We start from the raw sequence: 17,774 nt of genomic DNA, 5'->3' as shown, positions 1-17,774 counted from the left end.
AGATTTACAAGAGCTGAGTCATTTTCTTTTATGTCTTCAGTGGTTAAAAAAGTAAAAGTTAGAAACTGTATTTCGCACCAATCTGGATCTGGTAAGGATTTCCTGTCAGAGGAACCAAACCACCTCCACTTACGTTTTTAGTGTATTCGTACTGCATTGTATCCTTATTAAATTTAGTTACTTTATACAGGGAGGTATTTCCGTATGATTTGTTTACTCCCCATTCTTTGTTAAGAAGGTTGGCCACGTTGAAGATATCTACGGAAAGTTCGAAAGCTCCCACTTTATCGAATTTAATTTTTTTCGCTACACGAACGTCCCAAACTCCGTAGAAACCGTTTTTACCTCCGTTACGTTCTGCAATTTTTCCATTGTATTCGTTGATATAGTCTTTCAGAGCCTGCCCTACCTGCGGATCATCCAGAACGGCTTTGGTAAGGTTCGGGAAGATAAAAGCAAGGTCGTTGGAATCTACGAAGTCTCCATTGATGTTTCCTCCGGTCGTCGCTGAGAAACGTGTTCCTCCAATACCTGAATATCTGATTCCTAAAGTAAATCCGGCAATCGTAGGCGAGTTACCATAAATAACAACTTTGTTTCTGAACTGGTTATCAGAATAGGTCATTCTTAAATCTCTAGGATCACTCTGAATCATCGTAGACAATGTTGCAGAGTTCGCTACGTTCCCGTTATAAGAAGTATTATCTTTAATGTCCGACCATGTGTAACTTGCGGTGATTTCTCCATCTTTCCAGTAACGGTAACTTGTATCTAATACGAATGAGAACTGGTTTACTTTACCATCACTCACCAATTCCAGTACTCTTCCGAAATTATTATTGATTCTTCCCCGTTTCCAGTCGAAACTTACACTGTTATTGGCATTATTGGTAATAGCTCCTGTAGGGATAAATACTCCTCTTCCTCCTTCATTAGCCAACGTAAAGAAAGGATTGGCCACCATATTTCTGTCGTAGTAATAGTAGTTATTTCTACCCAAAGCCATATATCCTGCAATTCCTGCTCTGAACCTTTCATTGAAGAAGTGGGTATAAGAGATATTTGCTTTATAAACGATTGGAATTTTTGCATCTTTACCGGTATAGTTGATGGTTGGGATCTGATACTGGGAAAGTGAAGGCACCGAATTATAATCATTTCTATAATTGTTGAAATCCGGCGTAAGACCAATAGCTGTAGGATTCACATCCACAGTTGCAAGGTGCTTCCCGTCAAATACAAGATTGTTGATGATCATATAATTGTTGATATCCGAAGAGAAAATTCCGGCACCGAACTTAAGGAAATCTTTATTTCCTTCATTGATATTCCAGTCAAACTGGAATCTTGGCTGAATCACAAATGATTTGATCTGATTATCCGTTCTGATTCCCATTTCATCAAACAGTTTCTGGTTGAATTCTGCTTTTGGATAACCTCCGTAATCTAATCTTAAACCAGCCATTAAATCAAGACCTTTTGCCACTTTGGTCTGGAATTGTCCGTACAGCCCGATGTTCCATATATTTGATCTCACAGACGGATCTGCCATCAAAGGAACTTCTCTGTAGAATCTGTAGGGCGTCATTGCATCAAAATTGCTCATTCCCTGAAAATGAAACCTACCGTTTACCTCACTTCCGTATACCGATTTCGCTGTGGTATACATCAAATCAGCTCCGAAAGTATATTTTACCTTATCCGTATTGTAATATAGATTGTCTACGATCTGGAATACATTATTTGTAAAGCTTTCCTGAGCAAAACGGTGTCCCCCGATCTGAATATTAGTAGATCCGGCACCTGAAGCTACTCCTTCAACAATTGCTCTTGGTACAGGTTTTCCCAATTGATTGTTCTGGTAACTATCCTGGAATGTATAAAGGTACTGTGCCTTTAATTCATTCGTTAAATTAGGTCTCAGATTTGATCTTAATGTCAATAATAAACTATTGTCAAGGTTTTTATCATTTCCGTAAGATTCAAAGAAGTTGATATTGGTATTATCACCCAGTCCGTTTTTATTAAGATCATAGGTGAAGTTATTTCTAAGGGTTAATAAATGTTTTTCATTGATCTGCCAGTCTAAACGTAAAAATCCGGCATCAGAATTTCTCACTTTATCAAACGTTCCGAACTGCGGGCTGTTTCCTACTCCATATTTTGCTCTTGCAATATCCAGGAACTGATTCAGCGTCTGCGTGGTTGTATTGAATCTCTTCTCATCATCCGGAGATTTGATATCAGCAATCACCAATGGTCTTGAATCCAGCTGATGATCCCATGCTACGAAGAAATGTAATTTATTTTTAATGATCGGACCCCCCAATGAAAACCCGAACTGCGAAGTGGAGAAATCATTGTTTCTTTTATTTCCTCTGATATCATAGGGACTGGAAAGCCAGTTGGTTCTTAAATATTCCCAGGCACTTCCTGAAAATTTATTGGTTCCTGATTTGGTAACAGCACTTACTGTTCCTCCTCCACTTCTTCCTAACGTAACATCATATTGGTTGGTTGTGATTTTGAATTCACGTACGGCTTCAATGGAGATTGAAAACGGAGCACCGCTTCGGCTGGTGGTTGATCCTGCGGAAGTGGGATTTTTTGCTGTCATCCCATCAATGGTAAAGTTGGTAGAAGAACCAAGCTGTCCGGAAAGGTTTCCACCTTTTCCACTTAGAGGAGACAGTTCCGTAAGATTGGTGAAGTTCCTTCCATTCACCGGAAGCATGCTGATGTTTTTAGCAGAAATTGCGGTAGCCGCTCCAAGGTTTCCGATCTTGTTTTTAAGGTTTCCTGTAATTTTTACTTCCTCAATAGCTTTTTCATTCCCCAGATCCATATTTACAGTCACCTGATCTCCGAAGTTCACGCTGTAACCTTCTTTTTTATCATCGTTTACAATGACAGTGTAAGGCCCGCCAAGAGGAATTTCTTTAAAAATATATTCTCCTTTTGAGTTAGTTTCGGTTTCCGTTCTGAATCCTGTGGACTCGTTCACGATCGTTACTTTCACTTTTTCCTGAACCGTACTTCCCGGTCCGGTAACTTTCCCTACAATAGAAGCCTGTGTGGTCTGTGCATAAGCCATTGTCCCAAGCCCTAAAAACAATAATCCCAGTACAATCTTTACTTTTTTCATTTCTTCCGAAGATCTATATTATTAATTTTTTGATATTCGCCAGGAAACCTCTTTGATTTTCATATTGATAGATTAACCTGAGGTTTCTTTTAATTAGACGTGCAAAGGTATTTTGACTTTAGCAGCAGGGTGTTTAAGAAAGCTTTAACATTTTTTTAATTAAATCAGAACGTTATGTTAAATTATTTTAAACAAATGTTTTAATTTCTGTAAAACCAATGTATTAAGGTGTATTAAGCATTTTTAATTTTCCCGTACTATTTTATTCTGTTATTTTTTAAATGCAATTACTTTAGTTATTTTTGCCCAAAAGATAGAAACCCAATGTCTGAAAACATTCAACAAAAGATAGAACAGCTCCGCAAGGAACTTCACCAGCATAACGAAAACTACTACCAACTGGATACTCCTACTATTACAGATTATGAATTTGACATGCTTCTGGAGGAGTTACAGGATCTGGAAGCCAGGTATCCCGAATTTTATGATGAAAATTCTCCTACCGTTCGTGTAGGTGGTAGTGTTACCAAGGTTTTCCCTACCATTCAGCATAAATTCAGGATGTATTCTCTGGATAATTCTTATGATTTTGATGATCTGGAAGACTGGGAAAAGAGAATCATCAAAACCATTGAAGATCCTGTGGAGTTTGTTGCTGAACTGAAGTATGACGGTGCATCCATTTCTATCCTTTATGAAAACGGAAAGCTTTCACAGGCGGTTACCCGTGGTGACGGTTTTCAGGGAGATGAGATTACCCCGAATGTGAGAACCATTTCAGATATTCCTCTGACTTTGAAGGGTGATTTCCCGACTCATTTTTTCATGCGTGGAGAAATTTATCTGACCAGAAAAAACTTTGACAAAATCAATAAACTGCGTGAAGAAGAAGGTCTTGATCCCTTCATGAATCCAAGAAATACAGCCAGCGGAAGTTTGAAAATGCAGGACAGCGCTGAGGTAAGAAAACGCGGACTTTCTTCGGTATTGTATCAGTTTATTTCTGATGAAGTTCCTGCAGAAACCCATTGGGAGCTGCTTCAGAAAGCTCAGAGCTGGGGCTTTAAAACATCACAGCAGGCCAAATTATGTAAAACGATGGCTGAAGTACAGGAATTTATTACGTTTTGGGATACCGAACGCCATAATCTTCCTTTTGAAATTGACGGAATTGTTTTAAAAGTGAATTCATTACAGCAGCAGAGACAGCTTGGCTATACAGCCAAATCTCCGCGTTGGGCAATGGCTTATAAATTTAAAGCAGAAAAGGTAGAGACAGAACTTCAGAGCGTTTCTTACCAGGTGGGAAGAACGGGTGCTATTACTCCTGTTGCCAACCTTAAACCTGTTTTACTGGCCGGAACCATCGTAAAAAGAGCTTCTCTTCATAATGAGGATATCATCAAAAAACTGGATCTTCATGAGAATGATTTTGTGTATGTAGAAAAAGGAGGTGAAATCATTCCTAAAATTGTTGGCGTAAATACAGATAAGAGAACGGAAGAAAGCAAAGAAATAGAATATATCAAACATTGTCCGGAATGTGGTACTGAGCTGGTAAAAGTTGAAGATCAGGCGATTCATTTCTGTCCGAACGAACTTCACTGTCCACCACAGGTTGTAGGAAGAATGATTCACTATGTTTCCAGAAAAGCGTTGAATATTGATAATCTTGGAAGTGAAACCATTGAACAGCTATACAGAGAAAAACTGATTGAAAACCCTGCCGACTTCTATGTTTTAACGAAAGAACAGCTTCTTCCCCTGGAAAGAATGGCTGAGAAATCCGCGCAGAATATCATCACAGGAATTGAAAAATCCAAAGAAATTCCTTTTGAAAAAGTATTGTACGGAATCGGGATTAAACATGTAGGAGAAACGGTTGCTAAGAAACTGGTAAAAAACTTCCCTACAATTGAAGAATTGAAGAGTGCTACGGTAGAAGAGCTTTGCCAGGTAGAAGATATCGGAGTTAAGATTGCAGTAAGCATTGTTGATTTCTTCCAGAATTCTGAAAACCTATTGATGATCGAGCGGTTGAAATCTTACGGAGTACAACTTGAAAAAGGAGAAAGCACAAATGAAGTATTATCCAATGTTCTGGAAGGAAAAACATTCCTTTTCACTGGAAAATTATCTCTATTTACCAGAGAATCTGCTGAGGAAATGGTAGAAAAGCATGGCGGGAAAAATATTTCTGCGGTTTCGAAAAACCTCAACTATCTCGTAGTAGGTGAAAAAGCAGGAAGCAAGCTGAAAAAAGCTCAGGATATTGGAACAATCCATATTTTAGATGAGCAACAGTTTCTGGATTTGATTGAAAAGCAGTAAGAGTAATCATTTTAAAACAAAAGGCTGTGAAATCTATCACAGTCTTTTTTCTTTTAGCCATTCTTCAATATTCTGATTGACCTGATCTTCTGTAAGGTATGCCTTATTCTTATATTCTTCTCTTCCTTCAGCAACTCTTTCTTTTTGCTCGGTAGTAAGAATATATTCATTCTGATCCAATTCAAAATCCAGAATCTTTTGAATTTCTTCAATAATTCTGGGTTCCTTTAATTGGGTAATTCTGTTAATTAAATCAATTTTTAAATCTGATGTATTCATCCTGTGTGATTTAATATCAAATTTAGAAAATTTAAGTATTGCTTCAATAGACAAATCTTAATTCTTACAAATAATAGTTTTTCTACTATTTAATATCTCCAATAAAGCAATTGTTTTTACATTCAACAGGTCTGTATTTATAATATTATCTTTTTTGCCAAAAGAATATGGATCAGTCTTTATGGTAATATAAATAGACTCACTCGTTTTTATTCCCTTAAATGTTGTATTTGAAATATAAAATGATGAAATATCTTCAAAATTGATCGTTGTGGGTTTTCTCAATAAGTTATAAATGATGATCTGTTTATCAGTAACTGTTAATAAAGGTTTTGTTCGAAATAATAACAAAATTGAATAGGCAACTCCGAATGATGAAAGTAAAAATCCAAGATAAAACATGATGATAAGGCCCAGACCTGCATTTCCCAATTTTTTATTTAAAAAAGCTAAAATGAAAATAAATGAAATAACCAATGCTATAAGACTTTTTATCTTATTGGAGTAAAAGTGAACCTCTTTAGTACTCATTAAGTTCTTATTAAATATTACTTGAAAACAATAATGGTATACGGAATGCTTTCGCCTGCTTTAGGCAGAATCAGCCTGATATGTTCTTTATTCCTGTAGTAATCCACATATGGCTCTTTTGTTATAATCTTCCCTTTCTCAGTTTCTTTATATCCTGCAGCCAATATCAACTTAAGATATTGATCGTATTCTTTCTTGTCTTTACACTCAAATTCAATTCTGTCTTCTGACTTTTCTTCAGCATATTCAAACTTTCCGATTTTTGAGGTATAGTCTGGAGCTTCGTATTCGGTTAAAAGGAAACCCAGCCCTTCGGTTCTCTCATAAAACTTGAACTTTTGCTGTTTCATTTCCTTTTTAAACTCATCCATGCTAAGTTTATTGAAACCGTCAAGCTGCTCTAAAGTGAAGGTCTGAGCAGAGATCTGAATACTCAATACAACTGAAAATAATATAAAGCCAAAAGTCTTTCTCATTTCTATTTTTATCGTAAATATAAAGAATATCGGTTTATGCTTCTTTAATCAAAGCTTTCCGAAATAGCAAAATTTCGTCCTTGTTTAATCCTTCCAAAGAAATTGTACGTTTTGTATTAGGCATCCAGTCAGGATAAAGAATCAATTCCACATAATTATCATATATATGAAACTCTCTCAGAACTTCCGGTTTTCTTGTATTTCTTCGATCTGATCCAAATCTCAGATTAATACACTTACCGGGAACAATGTAAAAGTCTTTAGGAAACAAAAACATAGAATTCTGATTCATGAAAATTTCAAAACTACACCATCGAAATCTTTTACTATAGCTGAGACCTCCTTTAGTTACTGAAACAATGGTGCCATGGATATTTTTAAAAACTACCGCATCCGGCTGCTGATATTTTTCAATAATTTTATTTTTCTGGATATAAAAGAAAATTCTTGAAATGATAAAAAATGCAACACCTGCCAATGGCAAATAGAAAAAAGGATCCATGAATTTACAACAATAGAATTACAAGTTTTTGAATAAGAAAATCTCTGACTTTCTTATTCAAAGATATGACAAATAATCCTTACGAAACAGGCAGTCTGAAGTAAAATGTACTTCCATTATTCAGGGAACTTTTTACTCCTATTTCTCCATGTTGTTTTTCAATGAAGTTTTTTGAAATAGCCAAGCCTAATCCTGTTCCATTCTGATGTTCTCCCGGCACCTGAAAATAGCGGTCAAAGATCTGGCGGTGGTACTTTTCATCAATCCCGCTTCCGGTATCAATAATACTGAACTGGATAAAAGCATCCCGTTTTTCTACCATGATTTTAATATTTTCGTCCTGAAAAGAGTGTTTTACGGCATTGGTAAGAAAATTATTCATCACCCAGACTGTTTTATCAAAGTCTGCAGTTACAGCATCACTTTCATCCAGAAGATATTCTGTACTGATGGAAATATTCTTCTGTTCGGCAAGCTTTTCAACATTTTTTACAGCAGTCTGCACAATTTCTTTAGGAGAACACTTTTCAACCGTGAGTCTGATATTTCCGGATTCTACCTGAGAAAGATTAAGGAGTTCTCCAGTGATATCCAATAAACGCTGCCCGTCTTCATTGATGCTTTTCAACAATTCCTGCTGCTGCTCGTTCAGTTCTCCGAACTTTTGGTTTCCAAGAAGCTGAACGCCCATTTTGATTGCTGAAATAGGAGTTTTCAGCTCATGAGAAATAGTTGCAATAAAGTTGGTTTTAGCAAAATCAAGCTCTTTAAAAGGCGTAATATTTCTCAACAAGATTACCTTTCCAATATATTTTTTCTCTTTTTCGCCGGTTTTTACAATATTGATGGGAATAATATCCTGTTCAAAATAATTTTCCTTGTTATCGCGAACAATTTTAATCGGATCTTTTACCGGATGATCTATATTTTTCAGCAGTTCACGCATCAGATCATTGTTGATGGCTACTTCATGCGCGGTTTTTCCAATAATATCTTCTTTATGGAGATTGGTGATCTTCAGCGCTTCGTCATTGATCATGTAGATAAAATGATGTTCATCCAGACCAATAACCGCATCATGCATATTATTGACCAGGGTTTCGATCCGTTTTTTATCCATCAATTGCTTGGAAAGCGTACTGCTTTCGTACTCCTGAAGTTTCTCAGCCATCGTATTGAATGAATCTGCCAGACTGCTGAACTCTTCACTTCCTTTAAAATGAACTCTTTCATTATAGTTTTTGTCGGCAATCTGTTTGATACTGAACGTAAGCTGATTGATAGGCTCGGCAATGGTCTGGGGTAAATTGAAAAGCAATATAAAAGCAATCAGAAAACATACAGTTCCCAAACTTACAATCCAGAAAGTAGCATTTTCTGCTGTAATGATTGCAATATCACTCTTCCGTTCTATGCCTTTCATATTCAAAGACATGATCTTCGCAAGATCCTCACGGATGAGCTTTTCTTTATGAATATCAGGCGCTTTCAGATAACTGTTGAAATGGAGATTCAGATTCTGAGTAGCTTCTTTTTCTCCAAATTCTGTAAGGTTTTTTTCCTGCAGTTTATTATTTTTCCGAAAGTCCGCTATGGCTACGGCACTGTCTGTACTGATATTATCCAGTGCCAGAAGCATATTTTTGGAAAATTCCAGACTGTTATAATTGGCCGTAAGAATTTTTTCAGTATCGGATTTTAATTTGTTGATATATACAGAACCTATCACTGAAAGAAGCACGATCAGCAGAAATAAAAGGCCCACGCCTAAGGTAAGTTTCGTTTTAAGTTTCATTATTTTTATGATAAAATAATAATATCTATCTGTCTTTCATTCAGCCTGTTCATAAGGGTATAGATCCAGCTGTAGCCTGACATTCGCTGCCAGAAACTGGCATGAGGCTTTCCAATACAGACCGTGGTGATATTATGAGCAATCACATATTCCAGGATTCCGTTGTGAACACTGCTTTCCTTGATCCGGACTACTTTGGCGCCCAATTCCTGTGCTAAATTAAAATTATTAATTAAATACCGCTGTTTATCCAATGCAATTTTTTCCGGATTTTCAGAAGGTTTCTGAATGTACAAAACAGTCCACGGACTGTTATAATAACTGGCCAATCTTGCTGTTTTGCGGATAATTGTTTTGGCAATTTTTTCATTACTGCTGATACAGGCCAGAAATTTTACAGGTTTAAAATTTTCGGTTTTAATTTCAGTTTCCACCTTTCTTTCCACGTGAGTGGCTACTTCTTTTAAAGCCAATTCACGAAGCTGCAGAATATGTCCGCTCTGGAAAAAGTTACTGAGAGCCGTCTGAATTTTTTCTTTTTTATAGATTTTTCCTTCTTTTAAGCGGGTCAGCAGCTCATCAGCCGTAAGGTCAATATTAACTACTTCATCTGCCAGGGCCAGAATCTTATCCGGAACTCTTTCTGTTACTTCTACCCCTGTGATTTTCTTTACCTCTTCATTCAGGCTTTCGATATGCTGGATATTCATGGCGCTGATCACATTGATTCCGTTATCAAGAATTTCCAGCACATCCTGCCATCTTTTTTTATTTTTAGAGCCTTCTACGTTGGTATGGGCCAGCTCATCCACTAAAACAACTTCAGGATGTTCGTTGATAATGGCCTGAAGATCCATTTCCTCAAGATTCTTTCCTTTATAAAAAACCGATTTCCTTTCAATTTGAGGAAGACCTTCTACCAGAGCTTCAGTTTCTTCCCGTCCATGAGTTTCAATATACCCGATTTTTACATCAATGCCATTTCGCAAAAGGGAATGCGCTTCCTGAAGCATACGGAAACTCTTTCCTACCCCTGCACTCATCCCGATATAAATTTTGAATTTTCCTTTACGGGATTTTTGAATCAGTTCTAAAAAATCTTTTGCTGATGACATTGATTTTATTCTTTTTAATTTTACTTTAAGCACTTTTTCTGTGGCTAAACCGTTTTTAAAACCAGACTGCTAAGCTCGATGTTATATAGAAATTCCCTTTTTTAAAATCATCATTCTTGGCAAAAATGGCATCTTTTGAAGTAAAGCCTCTCGCTTCTGTGCGGAAAACTACATTTTTAAATATGGCATAATCTACATTGAGAGAGTATCCGAAAGTCTGAAATCCATTAGGTGTTTCAGTACTGATAATCACACCATTTTTATCATTATAATATTCCAGTCTTCCTGCCAGCGCCCATTTGTTGTCCAATTGATATTTCATCTGAACATTCGGGCTGTACCAGATATTATACTGCTCGCTACCTTTTGATTTTTGCTCTGCACCAATATCAAATCCTAATACCGCAGAAAACTGATCCGTTATCTGGAAGCTTCCATACAAATCATGGAAATAACGCATCCTTTTGTCCTCTTTTGCTTTATCATTTCCTATGAATGAGCTGCTGTTCAGGGTAATTTTATCATTCGGTTTATAAGTCAACTGATGTCCGAAAGAAATACTCTGATTTTCCTCAGGCTTGGCAATACGCTGCCATCCGTTCAGTATTAGTCCGCTTAAAAACCATTTCCCATTATCTGAGGTATAAGAAATTTTAGCTCCGGTTTCGAAATAGGGTGAGTTTTCGGCAGCCAAACTTCTTGTCAGATTCAAATTATCCCTTCCTATGGCACTTTCCCAACCGATATGTGAAGGCATGATTCCGGCATCAATCCACAGATTTTTATTTTTTGATATTCTGATTCCTACGTTGGCCTCATTGATATACCGCAATGCATTTTGCTCCGCAGCCATATTATCTTGTGCATAAGTTCCTGCCATCAAAGCAATATTGGCGCGGATATTTTCGCTTTGGTAATTGGCTTTCACCAATCCCAGATTAAGATTCATTTCATTATGTCTGTTATAGGAGTAGAGAAAATTTTGACGCATATGATTTCCGGGCTCATTAAAATCGTAGGTATAAAAGAGTTCTGCATAAGCAGAAAACGTAACTTTATTGCCAGTTTTTAATGAATCTGATGATTGTGCTTTGGCTAAAAACAGCCCTGATAGCGCAGCTATAGCTAGATATTTTTTCACTTTTATTATAAGGTATATTAATCATGTCAAGGTTTAAAAGCTTACCATGAGTATCGTTTATTAAATGTATTATTTTAATTGATCCAAAGCAATATTAAGCTTCAGAACATTCACTTTTGAGGGTCCGAAAAGCCCTAACAACGGCTTTTCAGTCTGATTATTAATTAAGCTTTTAATTTGCTCTTCTGAAATATTTCTCACTTTTGCAATTCTCTTCGCCTGATACAATGCTCCTTCTTCAGAAATATTCGGATCCAGGCCGCTTCCGCTGGCTGTAACAAGCTCTACAGGGACTTTTGCATTTACCATTTCAGGATTATCCATTTTCAAAGTATCGATTCTTTTCTGTACAGTTTCCAGATATTCTTTATTGCTTGGACCTTTGTTGCTTCCACCACTTCCCGCTGCATTATAATTGACAGAAGAAGGACGGCCGTGGAAATACTTTTCAGATTTGAATTCCTGCCCGATATTGACATAAAACTTCTGCCCTTTGTCATAAATAACTTCTCCGTTTCCTTTGTTGGGAAGTATTTTAGATCCTCCGTATACTACAGCCAGATAAATACCTGTCACCACCAGCATTACAAGTGTTAATCTGAATGCTGAAACAATATGATTTTTCATTTTTTAAATTTTAATAGAATAAACTGATTACCAGATCAATGATTTTGATCCCTATAAACGGAACAATTACTCCGCCAAGGCCGTAGATCAAAAGATTCCTTCTCAATAAGGCACTCGCACCGATTGGTTTGTACGCCACTCCTTTCAACGCCAGCGGAATCAGGAACGGAATAATCACTGCATTGAAAATCACCGCTGATAAGATGGCTGTTTCCGGGCTGTGAAGGTTCATAATATTCAGCTTCTGAAGCGAAGGAATGAAAGTGATAAATAGTGCAGGAATAATGGCAAAATATTTCGCTACATCGTTCGCAATACTGAAAGTTGTCAGTGTTCCTCTTGTCATCAACAGCTGCTTTCCGATTTCCACAATTTCGATCAGCTTTGTAGGGTCATTGTCAAGATCTACCATGTTACCGGCTTCTTTTGCAGCCTGCGTTCCGCTGTTCATAGCTACACCTACATCGGCCTGTGCCAGTGCCGGAGCATCATTCGTACCGTCTCCCATCATCGCTACCAGCTTACCTTCCTGCTGTTCCTTTTTGATGTAATTCATCTTATCTTCAGGCTTGGCTTCCGCAATAAAATCATCTACTCCTGCTTTTTCTGCAATGAATTTTGCTGTCAGAGGATTATCTCCGGTTACCATTACCGTTTTTACTCCCATTTTTCTAAGTCTTTGAAAACGCTCCTGAATTCCGGTTTTGATGATATCCTGAAGTTCAATAACACCCCATACTTTTTCATTAACAGCAACTACCAGAGGAGTTCCTCCGTTTTCAGAAATTTTGGTTACAGCATCCTGGGTTTCCTGCGGGAAGATATTCCCGGCTTTTTCAGTCAGTTTTTTTATCGTATCATAAGCTCCTTTACGGATTCTTGTTTCATCAAAATCAATTCCTGAAGTTCTTGTTTCCGCAGTAAAATCAATATAAGTAGGATTGGAAACCAATAAATCTTCGGATTTCAAAGCACTCAGTTCTATGATTGATTTTCCTTCCGGTGTTTCATCCGCTACGGAACTTAGTGCAGAGGCTTTAATGAATTCTTCAATCTGAATTCCATTGGCAGGGTGAAATTGGGTTGCCTTACGGTTTCCAATAGTGATAGTTCCGGTTTTATCGAGCAAAAGAACATCAATATCTCCTGCAGTTTCTACGGCTTTACCACTTTTTGTAATTACATTGGCTCTCAATGCTCTGTCCATCCCCGCAATCCCGATTGCAGAAAGCAGACCGCCGATGGTTGTCGGAATAAGACAAACGAAAAGAGATATAAATGCCGCTATGGTAATCGGAGTCTGCGCGTAGTCTGCAAAAGGCTTTAAAGTGAGGGTAACAATAATAAATGTAAGGGTGAATCCCGCTAAAAGTATGGTTAATGCGATTTCGTTTGGTGTTTTCTGTCTTGATGCTCCTTCTACAAGAGCGATCATTTTATCTAGAAAGGATTCTCCCGGTTTTGTAGTTACTTTTACTTTAATTCTGTCTGACAGCACTTTTGTACCTCCTGTTACAGAGCTTTTATCTCCTCCCGCTTCACGGATAACAGGTGCACTTTCTCCGGTAATAGCAGACTCATCAATGGTAGCAAGACCTTCTATGATCTCCCCATCCATTGGAATCTGATCTCCGGCCTCACAAAGGAAAATATCGCCTAATGTCATTTCAGCAGACATCTTCAGCCTTGTTTCTACCTGAAAACCGGGCTTATTATCCAGCACTAATTTGGCAGGAGTTTCTTCCCTGGTTTTTCTGAGCGTATCAGCCTGTGCTTTTCCTCTTGCTTCTGCAATAGCTTCCGCAAAATTGGCAAACAGAACGGTGAAAAATAAAATAATAAATACTAAAAAGTTATAGGAAAAGCTTCCCTGAGATTGATCACCGGTAAGGCTGAACATGCTTACGATAAACATGACAATGGTTCCGATTTCCACCAGGAACATTACCGGATTTTTAAACATAATTTTCGGATTCAGTTTCACGAAGGACTGTTTGATCGCTTCGTTTACCAAATCTCTTTGAAACAATGTTTGTGACTGATTTTTCATTTTTTTGAAAGAATTTATATCATTGTAAATCAATAGTAACCATTAAGTTCTGCCAAATAATAAGGATAGATATGGATAATATTAAGTGAACGTTTCGTAAGTATGAGACTAGCTTCCTCAAACTTTTCAGCATCCTTAATGGTTGAATATTGATTTTAAATTTTAATGTTCATATTTATTTTGAGAAATACTGAATCTGCTCTGCAATAGGGCCTAATGTCAATGCAGGGAAGAAAGATAATGCTGCAATCAGGAGAATCACTGCCAGGGTCATAAATCCGAAAGTAGCCGTATCTGTTTTCAGTGTTCCTGAACTCTCAGGGATATATTTCTTCTGTGCCAGCAGCCCAGCAATGGCTACCGGTCCTATGATCGGGATGAATCTTGAGAGCAGCAGTACAATTCCGGTCGAGATATTCCACCATGGTGTGTTGTCTCCCAATCCTTCAAATCCGGATCCGTTATTCGCTGCTGAAGAGGTAAACTCGTACAGCATTTCACTGAAACCATGAAAACCTGGGTTATTCAATGTCTTTGCTCCAAATTCAGGCATATAAGCTGTTAAAGCTGTTCCTGCAAGAATTAAGAAAGGATGGAATAAAGCCACAATCATAGCGATCTTCATTTCTTTGGCTTCAATCTTTTTGCCCATAAATTCCGGGGTTCTTCCTACCATAAGACCACTGATAAATACAGCCAGAATGATAAAGATGAAATAGTTCAGAATTCCGACTCCGCAGCCTCCGTAAAAGCAGTTGATCATCATCGCCAAAAGTTCATTCATTCCCGAAAGAGGCATAGTACTGTCATGCATTGAGTTCACTGATCCCGTTGAAATTACTGTGGTTGCAATACTCCAATAACCGGATGCTGCACTTCCGAAGCGGATTTCTTTGCCTTCCATGGCACCGAGGCTGCTGTCTGCTCCCATTTGTGTAATCAAAGGATTACCTCCCGTTTCATTTACAATATTCGGAATGGTAAGCGCCAGAAAACCAACCGTCATTACGGTAAAAATCACCCATGAAAGCTTTCTTTTCTTCAGATAAAAACCCAGTGCAAATACCAAGGCAAACGGAATGATCATCTGAGTGACCATTTCTGTCATATTGGTCATATAATTAGGATTTTCAAGCGGATGTGCTGAGTTGGCTCCGAAAAAGCCACCTCCATTAGTGCCTAAATGTTTAATGGCAACAAATGCAGATACAGGACCTCTGGAAACATCAGTCTTCTGACCTTCCAATGTGATGATATGATCCTTTCCTTCAAAAGTCATCGGACTTCCGTTAATAGAAAGTACTAAAGCAACAATTACACTTATCGGAACCAGGATTCTGACCATTGATTTGGTAAAATAATCGTAGAAGTTCCCAAGTTCGGTACTTGTTTTTTCTTTAAAAGCTTTGAAAAGAACCGCCATTGCCGCCATGCCTGTTGCTGCTGTTACAAACTGTAAAAACATCAGATAAAGCTGGCTCAGATAGCTTACTCCTGTTTCTCCTGAATAGTGCTGTAAATTACAGTTGACTAAGAATGAAATGGTCGTATTAAAAGCCAGATCGGGTGACATATTCGGGTTTCCATCGGGATTTAAAGGAAGCCACGCCTGATTCATTAAAAGAAGGAAACCTATGATGAACCAGATCAGATTAATGGCCAGCATGGCGTACATATTCTGTTTCCAATTCATCTGACGGGTAGGATTAATACCCGATATTTTATAAATTAACTTTTCAACAGGTTCAAAAACCGGATCAAGAAAAGTTTTTTTGTATCCATAGACATTAGCTATATATTTCCCTAAAAAAATTCCGATAACTAATGTAATAGCAAACATTGCTATAACGCCTAAAATTTCTGTATTCATGATCAATTAAAATTTTTCAGGTTTCATTAAAACATAACAGATATACACAAAGGCAAGTATTGAGAGGAAAAATAAACTCCACATAATTTATATTCTATCAAAAAATTCAACTGATTTATATAAAAGCCAAAACAATACTGCAAAAAGCAGCATTAAACTTATGAGCATCATATCTTAATCATTAGGGTTAAAAGGGTTAACAATACGTACGATACAATCAGCAGACTAAAAGTCGAGTGCTCCCGTTTTTTAAACGTTTTTCTTGAAATTGTCATTTTTAAATATTTTATTCAGAGACTATATGCCAAAAGAAGGTCCATTTTGAAAAACAAACATTCAAAACACTGACTAACAATATATTAAACTAAAACATCTCACTATATAAAAACAGAAAAGCCTATCAAAATGATAGGCTCTTTATTAAAATGATAATCGGTTTATTTTAATCCGTATTCTTCAAGCTTCCGGTATAAGGTGGCAATTCCTATCTCAAGGAGACGGGCAGCTTCTGCTTTATTTCCTTTAGTATACTGCAATACTTTTTGTATATGTATCTTCTCAAGCGACCTGATGCTTAGGGAATCACTTTCCGGAGCAGTTTTTTCAGAATAATGAGGAAGACTCTCTGCATCAAGGACATTGTTATCCATTAAAATCAGGCTTCGTTCTACAGCATTTCTCAATTCACGGATATTCCCTTTCCAGTCATTTTTCTCCAGTGCTTTATAATAGCCTGGATCTACCTGAACCGCTGTCAGATGAAGTTTATGAGAAAAAATATCTATAAAATGCCTGGCAATCGCCTTTAGGTCTTCTTTTCTTTCTCTTAATGGAGGAAGTGTGATTTCAAATACATTCAGTCTGAAATAGAGGTCTTCTCTAAAGTTTCCCTGCTTTATTTCATCTTCCAGATCTCTGTTGGTTGCTGCAATTAACCTGAAGTCAGATTTAGAAACTTTAGTTTCACCCATTTTGATAAATTCCCTGGTTTCCAAAACCCTGAGAAGCTTTGCCTGGAGTTCTATAGGCATCTCACCAATTTCATCCAGAAACAGAGTACCTCCGTTAGCTTCTTCAATCAATCCTTTTTTATCTTTCACTGCTCCGGTAAAGGCACCTTGTTTATGACCAAAAAGTTCACTCTCCAGAATTTCTTTACTAAATGCTGAACAGTTGATAGCCACAAAGTTGTTTTTCTTTCTGTCGCTCCCTTCATGAATAGCGCTGGCAAAAACTTCTTTACCCGTACCTGTTTCGCCTGTAAGAAGAACAGCAGCATCCGTTAAAGCCACTTTTTCTGCCAATTTCTTAGCCTGCAAAATTAATGGAGATTTACCGATAATCTGATCAAATCCTTTTGTCACAACCTGCTGAACAACTCTTGATTTGTTATCTTTCACCTTATCAAGAGCTTTATATACCAATGGAATTATTTTCTCATTGTCATCTCCTTTCACCAGATAATCATAAGCTCCATTCTTCATAGCCTGCACCGCATCCGTAATATTACCAAATGCAGTCATAAGAATAATTTCAATTTGAGGATATTTATTCTTGACAGACTTTACCAGCTCTACACCAAAAGCATCAGGCAGGCGCACATCGCTCAGAACAACATCAAACTCATATTGCTCCAGCATCGTCATTGCCGACCGTGCCGTAGAAGCTTCTTTTACATTAAAATTCTCTTGGGAAAGGATCATTCCTAACAATTTAAGGAGTTTGATCTCATCATCGATGATCAGAATATTTCCTGACATTATAATTATTTTTGGAAAACTAGTACAAACTTATTGAATTTATTCGAGTAAAATAGGGTTATAGGAGGAAATAGTTTACTGAAGGACTCTTGAGATTTCAGGAGCTGTTTCCCGCTATCCATTCATACTCCTCGCGCCTGTGCTTTCCCACA

General features: G+C 37.4%; 13 protein-coding genes. 1 reads left to right on the top strand and 12 read right to left on the bottom strand.

From position 1 onward, the window contains the following. Positions 1-58 precede the first annotated feature (58 nt). Complete coding sequence (locus ACODR7_RS19895) at positions 59-3,145, bottom strand: TonB-dependent receptor (protein ID WP_488841823.1); 3,087 nt, start codon at positions 3,143-3,145, stop codon at positions 59-61. Between the two features lie 324 nt (positions 3,146-3,469). On the opposite strand from ACODR7_RS19895, the gene ligA reads away from it, so the two are divergent. Continuing rightward, positions 3,470-5,476, top strand: a complete 2,007-nt coding sequence (gene ligA / locus ACODR7_RS19890; protein WP_488841821.1) for an NAD-dependent DNA ligase LigA — start codon at positions 3,470-3,472, stop codon at positions 5,474-5,476. A gap of 36 nt (positions 5,477-5,512) precedes the next feature. Here ligA and ACODR7_RS19885 read toward each other — a convergent pair whose 3' ends face one another. The 11 genes from ACODR7_RS19885 to ACODR7_RS19835 form a co-directional block, all read right to left on the bottom strand. Further along, entirely contained in the window at positions 5,513-5,755 is a 243-nt protein-coding gene (locus ACODR7_RS19885; RefSeq protein WP_488841820.1) for a hypothetical protein, read from the bottom strand. A 57-nt stretch (positions 5,756-5,812) separates the two neighbouring features. After that, entirely contained in the window at positions 5,813-6,286 is a 474-nt protein-coding gene (locus ACODR7_RS19880) for a hypothetical protein (RefSeq protein WP_488841819.1), read from the bottom strand. Positions 6,287-6,303: 17 nt separating this feature from the next. Beyond that, positions 6,304-6,762, bottom strand: a complete 459-nt coding sequence (locus ACODR7_RS19875; protein ID WP_488841817.1) for a hypothetical protein — start codon at positions 6,760-6,762, stop codon at positions 6,304-6,306. Between the two features lie 34 nt (positions 6,763-6,796). Further along, positions 6,797-7,264 carry a hypothetical protein gene (locus tag ACODR7_RS19870; protein ID WP_488841815.1) on the bottom strand — a complete coding sequence of 156 codons (468 nt, stop codon included), beginning with the start codon at positions 7,262-7,264 and terminating at the stop codon, positions 6,797-6,799. A 79-nt stretch (positions 7,265-7,343) separates the two neighbouring features. Next, complete coding sequence (locus ACODR7_RS19865; protein ID WP_488841813.1) at positions 7,344-9,059, bottom strand: ATP-binding protein; 1,716 nt, start codon at positions 9,057-9,059, stop codon at positions 7,344-7,346. Positions 9,060-9,064: 5 nt separating this feature from the next. After that, entirely contained in the window at positions 9,065-10,174 is a 1,110-nt protein-coding gene (locus tag ACODR7_RS19860; protein ID WP_076597562.1) for a histidine kinase, read from the bottom strand. A gap of 55 nt (positions 10,175-10,229) precedes the next feature. Next, positions 10,230-11,315 (bottom strand): porin, encoded by a 1,086-nt coding sequence (locus ACODR7_RS19855; protein ID WP_488841811.1) that lies wholly within the window; start codon positions 11,313-11,315, stop codon positions 10,230-10,232. A 69-nt stretch (positions 11,316-11,384) separates the two neighbouring features. Further along, complete coding sequence (kdpC, locus tag ACODR7_RS19850) at positions 11,385-11,942, bottom strand: potassium-transporting ATPase subunit KdpC (protein WP_488841809.1); 558 nt, start codon at positions 11,940-11,942, stop codon at positions 11,385-11,387. Positions 11,943-11,952: 10 nt separating this feature from the next. Further along, a complete protein-coding gene (gene kdpB, locus ACODR7_RS19845) occupies positions 11,953-13,992 on the bottom strand; it encodes a potassium-transporting ATPase subunit KdpB (RefSeq protein ID WP_110367803.1) in 2,040 nt (679 codons plus the stop codon). A gap of 175 nt (positions 13,993-14,167) precedes the next feature. Further along, positions 14,168-15,862: a potassium-transporting ATPase subunit KdpA gene (gene kdpA, locus ACODR7_RS19840; protein WP_488841807.1), complete on the bottom strand. Its 1,695-nt coding sequence runs from the start codon at positions 15,860-15,862 to the stop codon at positions 14,168-14,170. A 437-nt stretch (positions 15,863-16,299) separates the two neighbouring features. Continuing rightward, on the bottom strand, positions 16,300-17,622 hold the full coding sequence (locus ACODR7_RS19835; RefSeq protein ID WP_488841806.1) for a sigma-54-dependent transcriptional regulator: 1,323 nt from the start codon (positions 17,620-17,622) through the stop codon (positions 16,300-16,302). Positions 17,623-17,774 lie beyond the last annotated feature (152 nt).

This window comes from Chryseobacterium sp. FG46 (assembly GCF_057809135.1).
The sequence above is the reverse complement of the archived record's forward strand: the minus strand, read 5'-3'. Positions and strand labels throughout refer to the sequence as shown.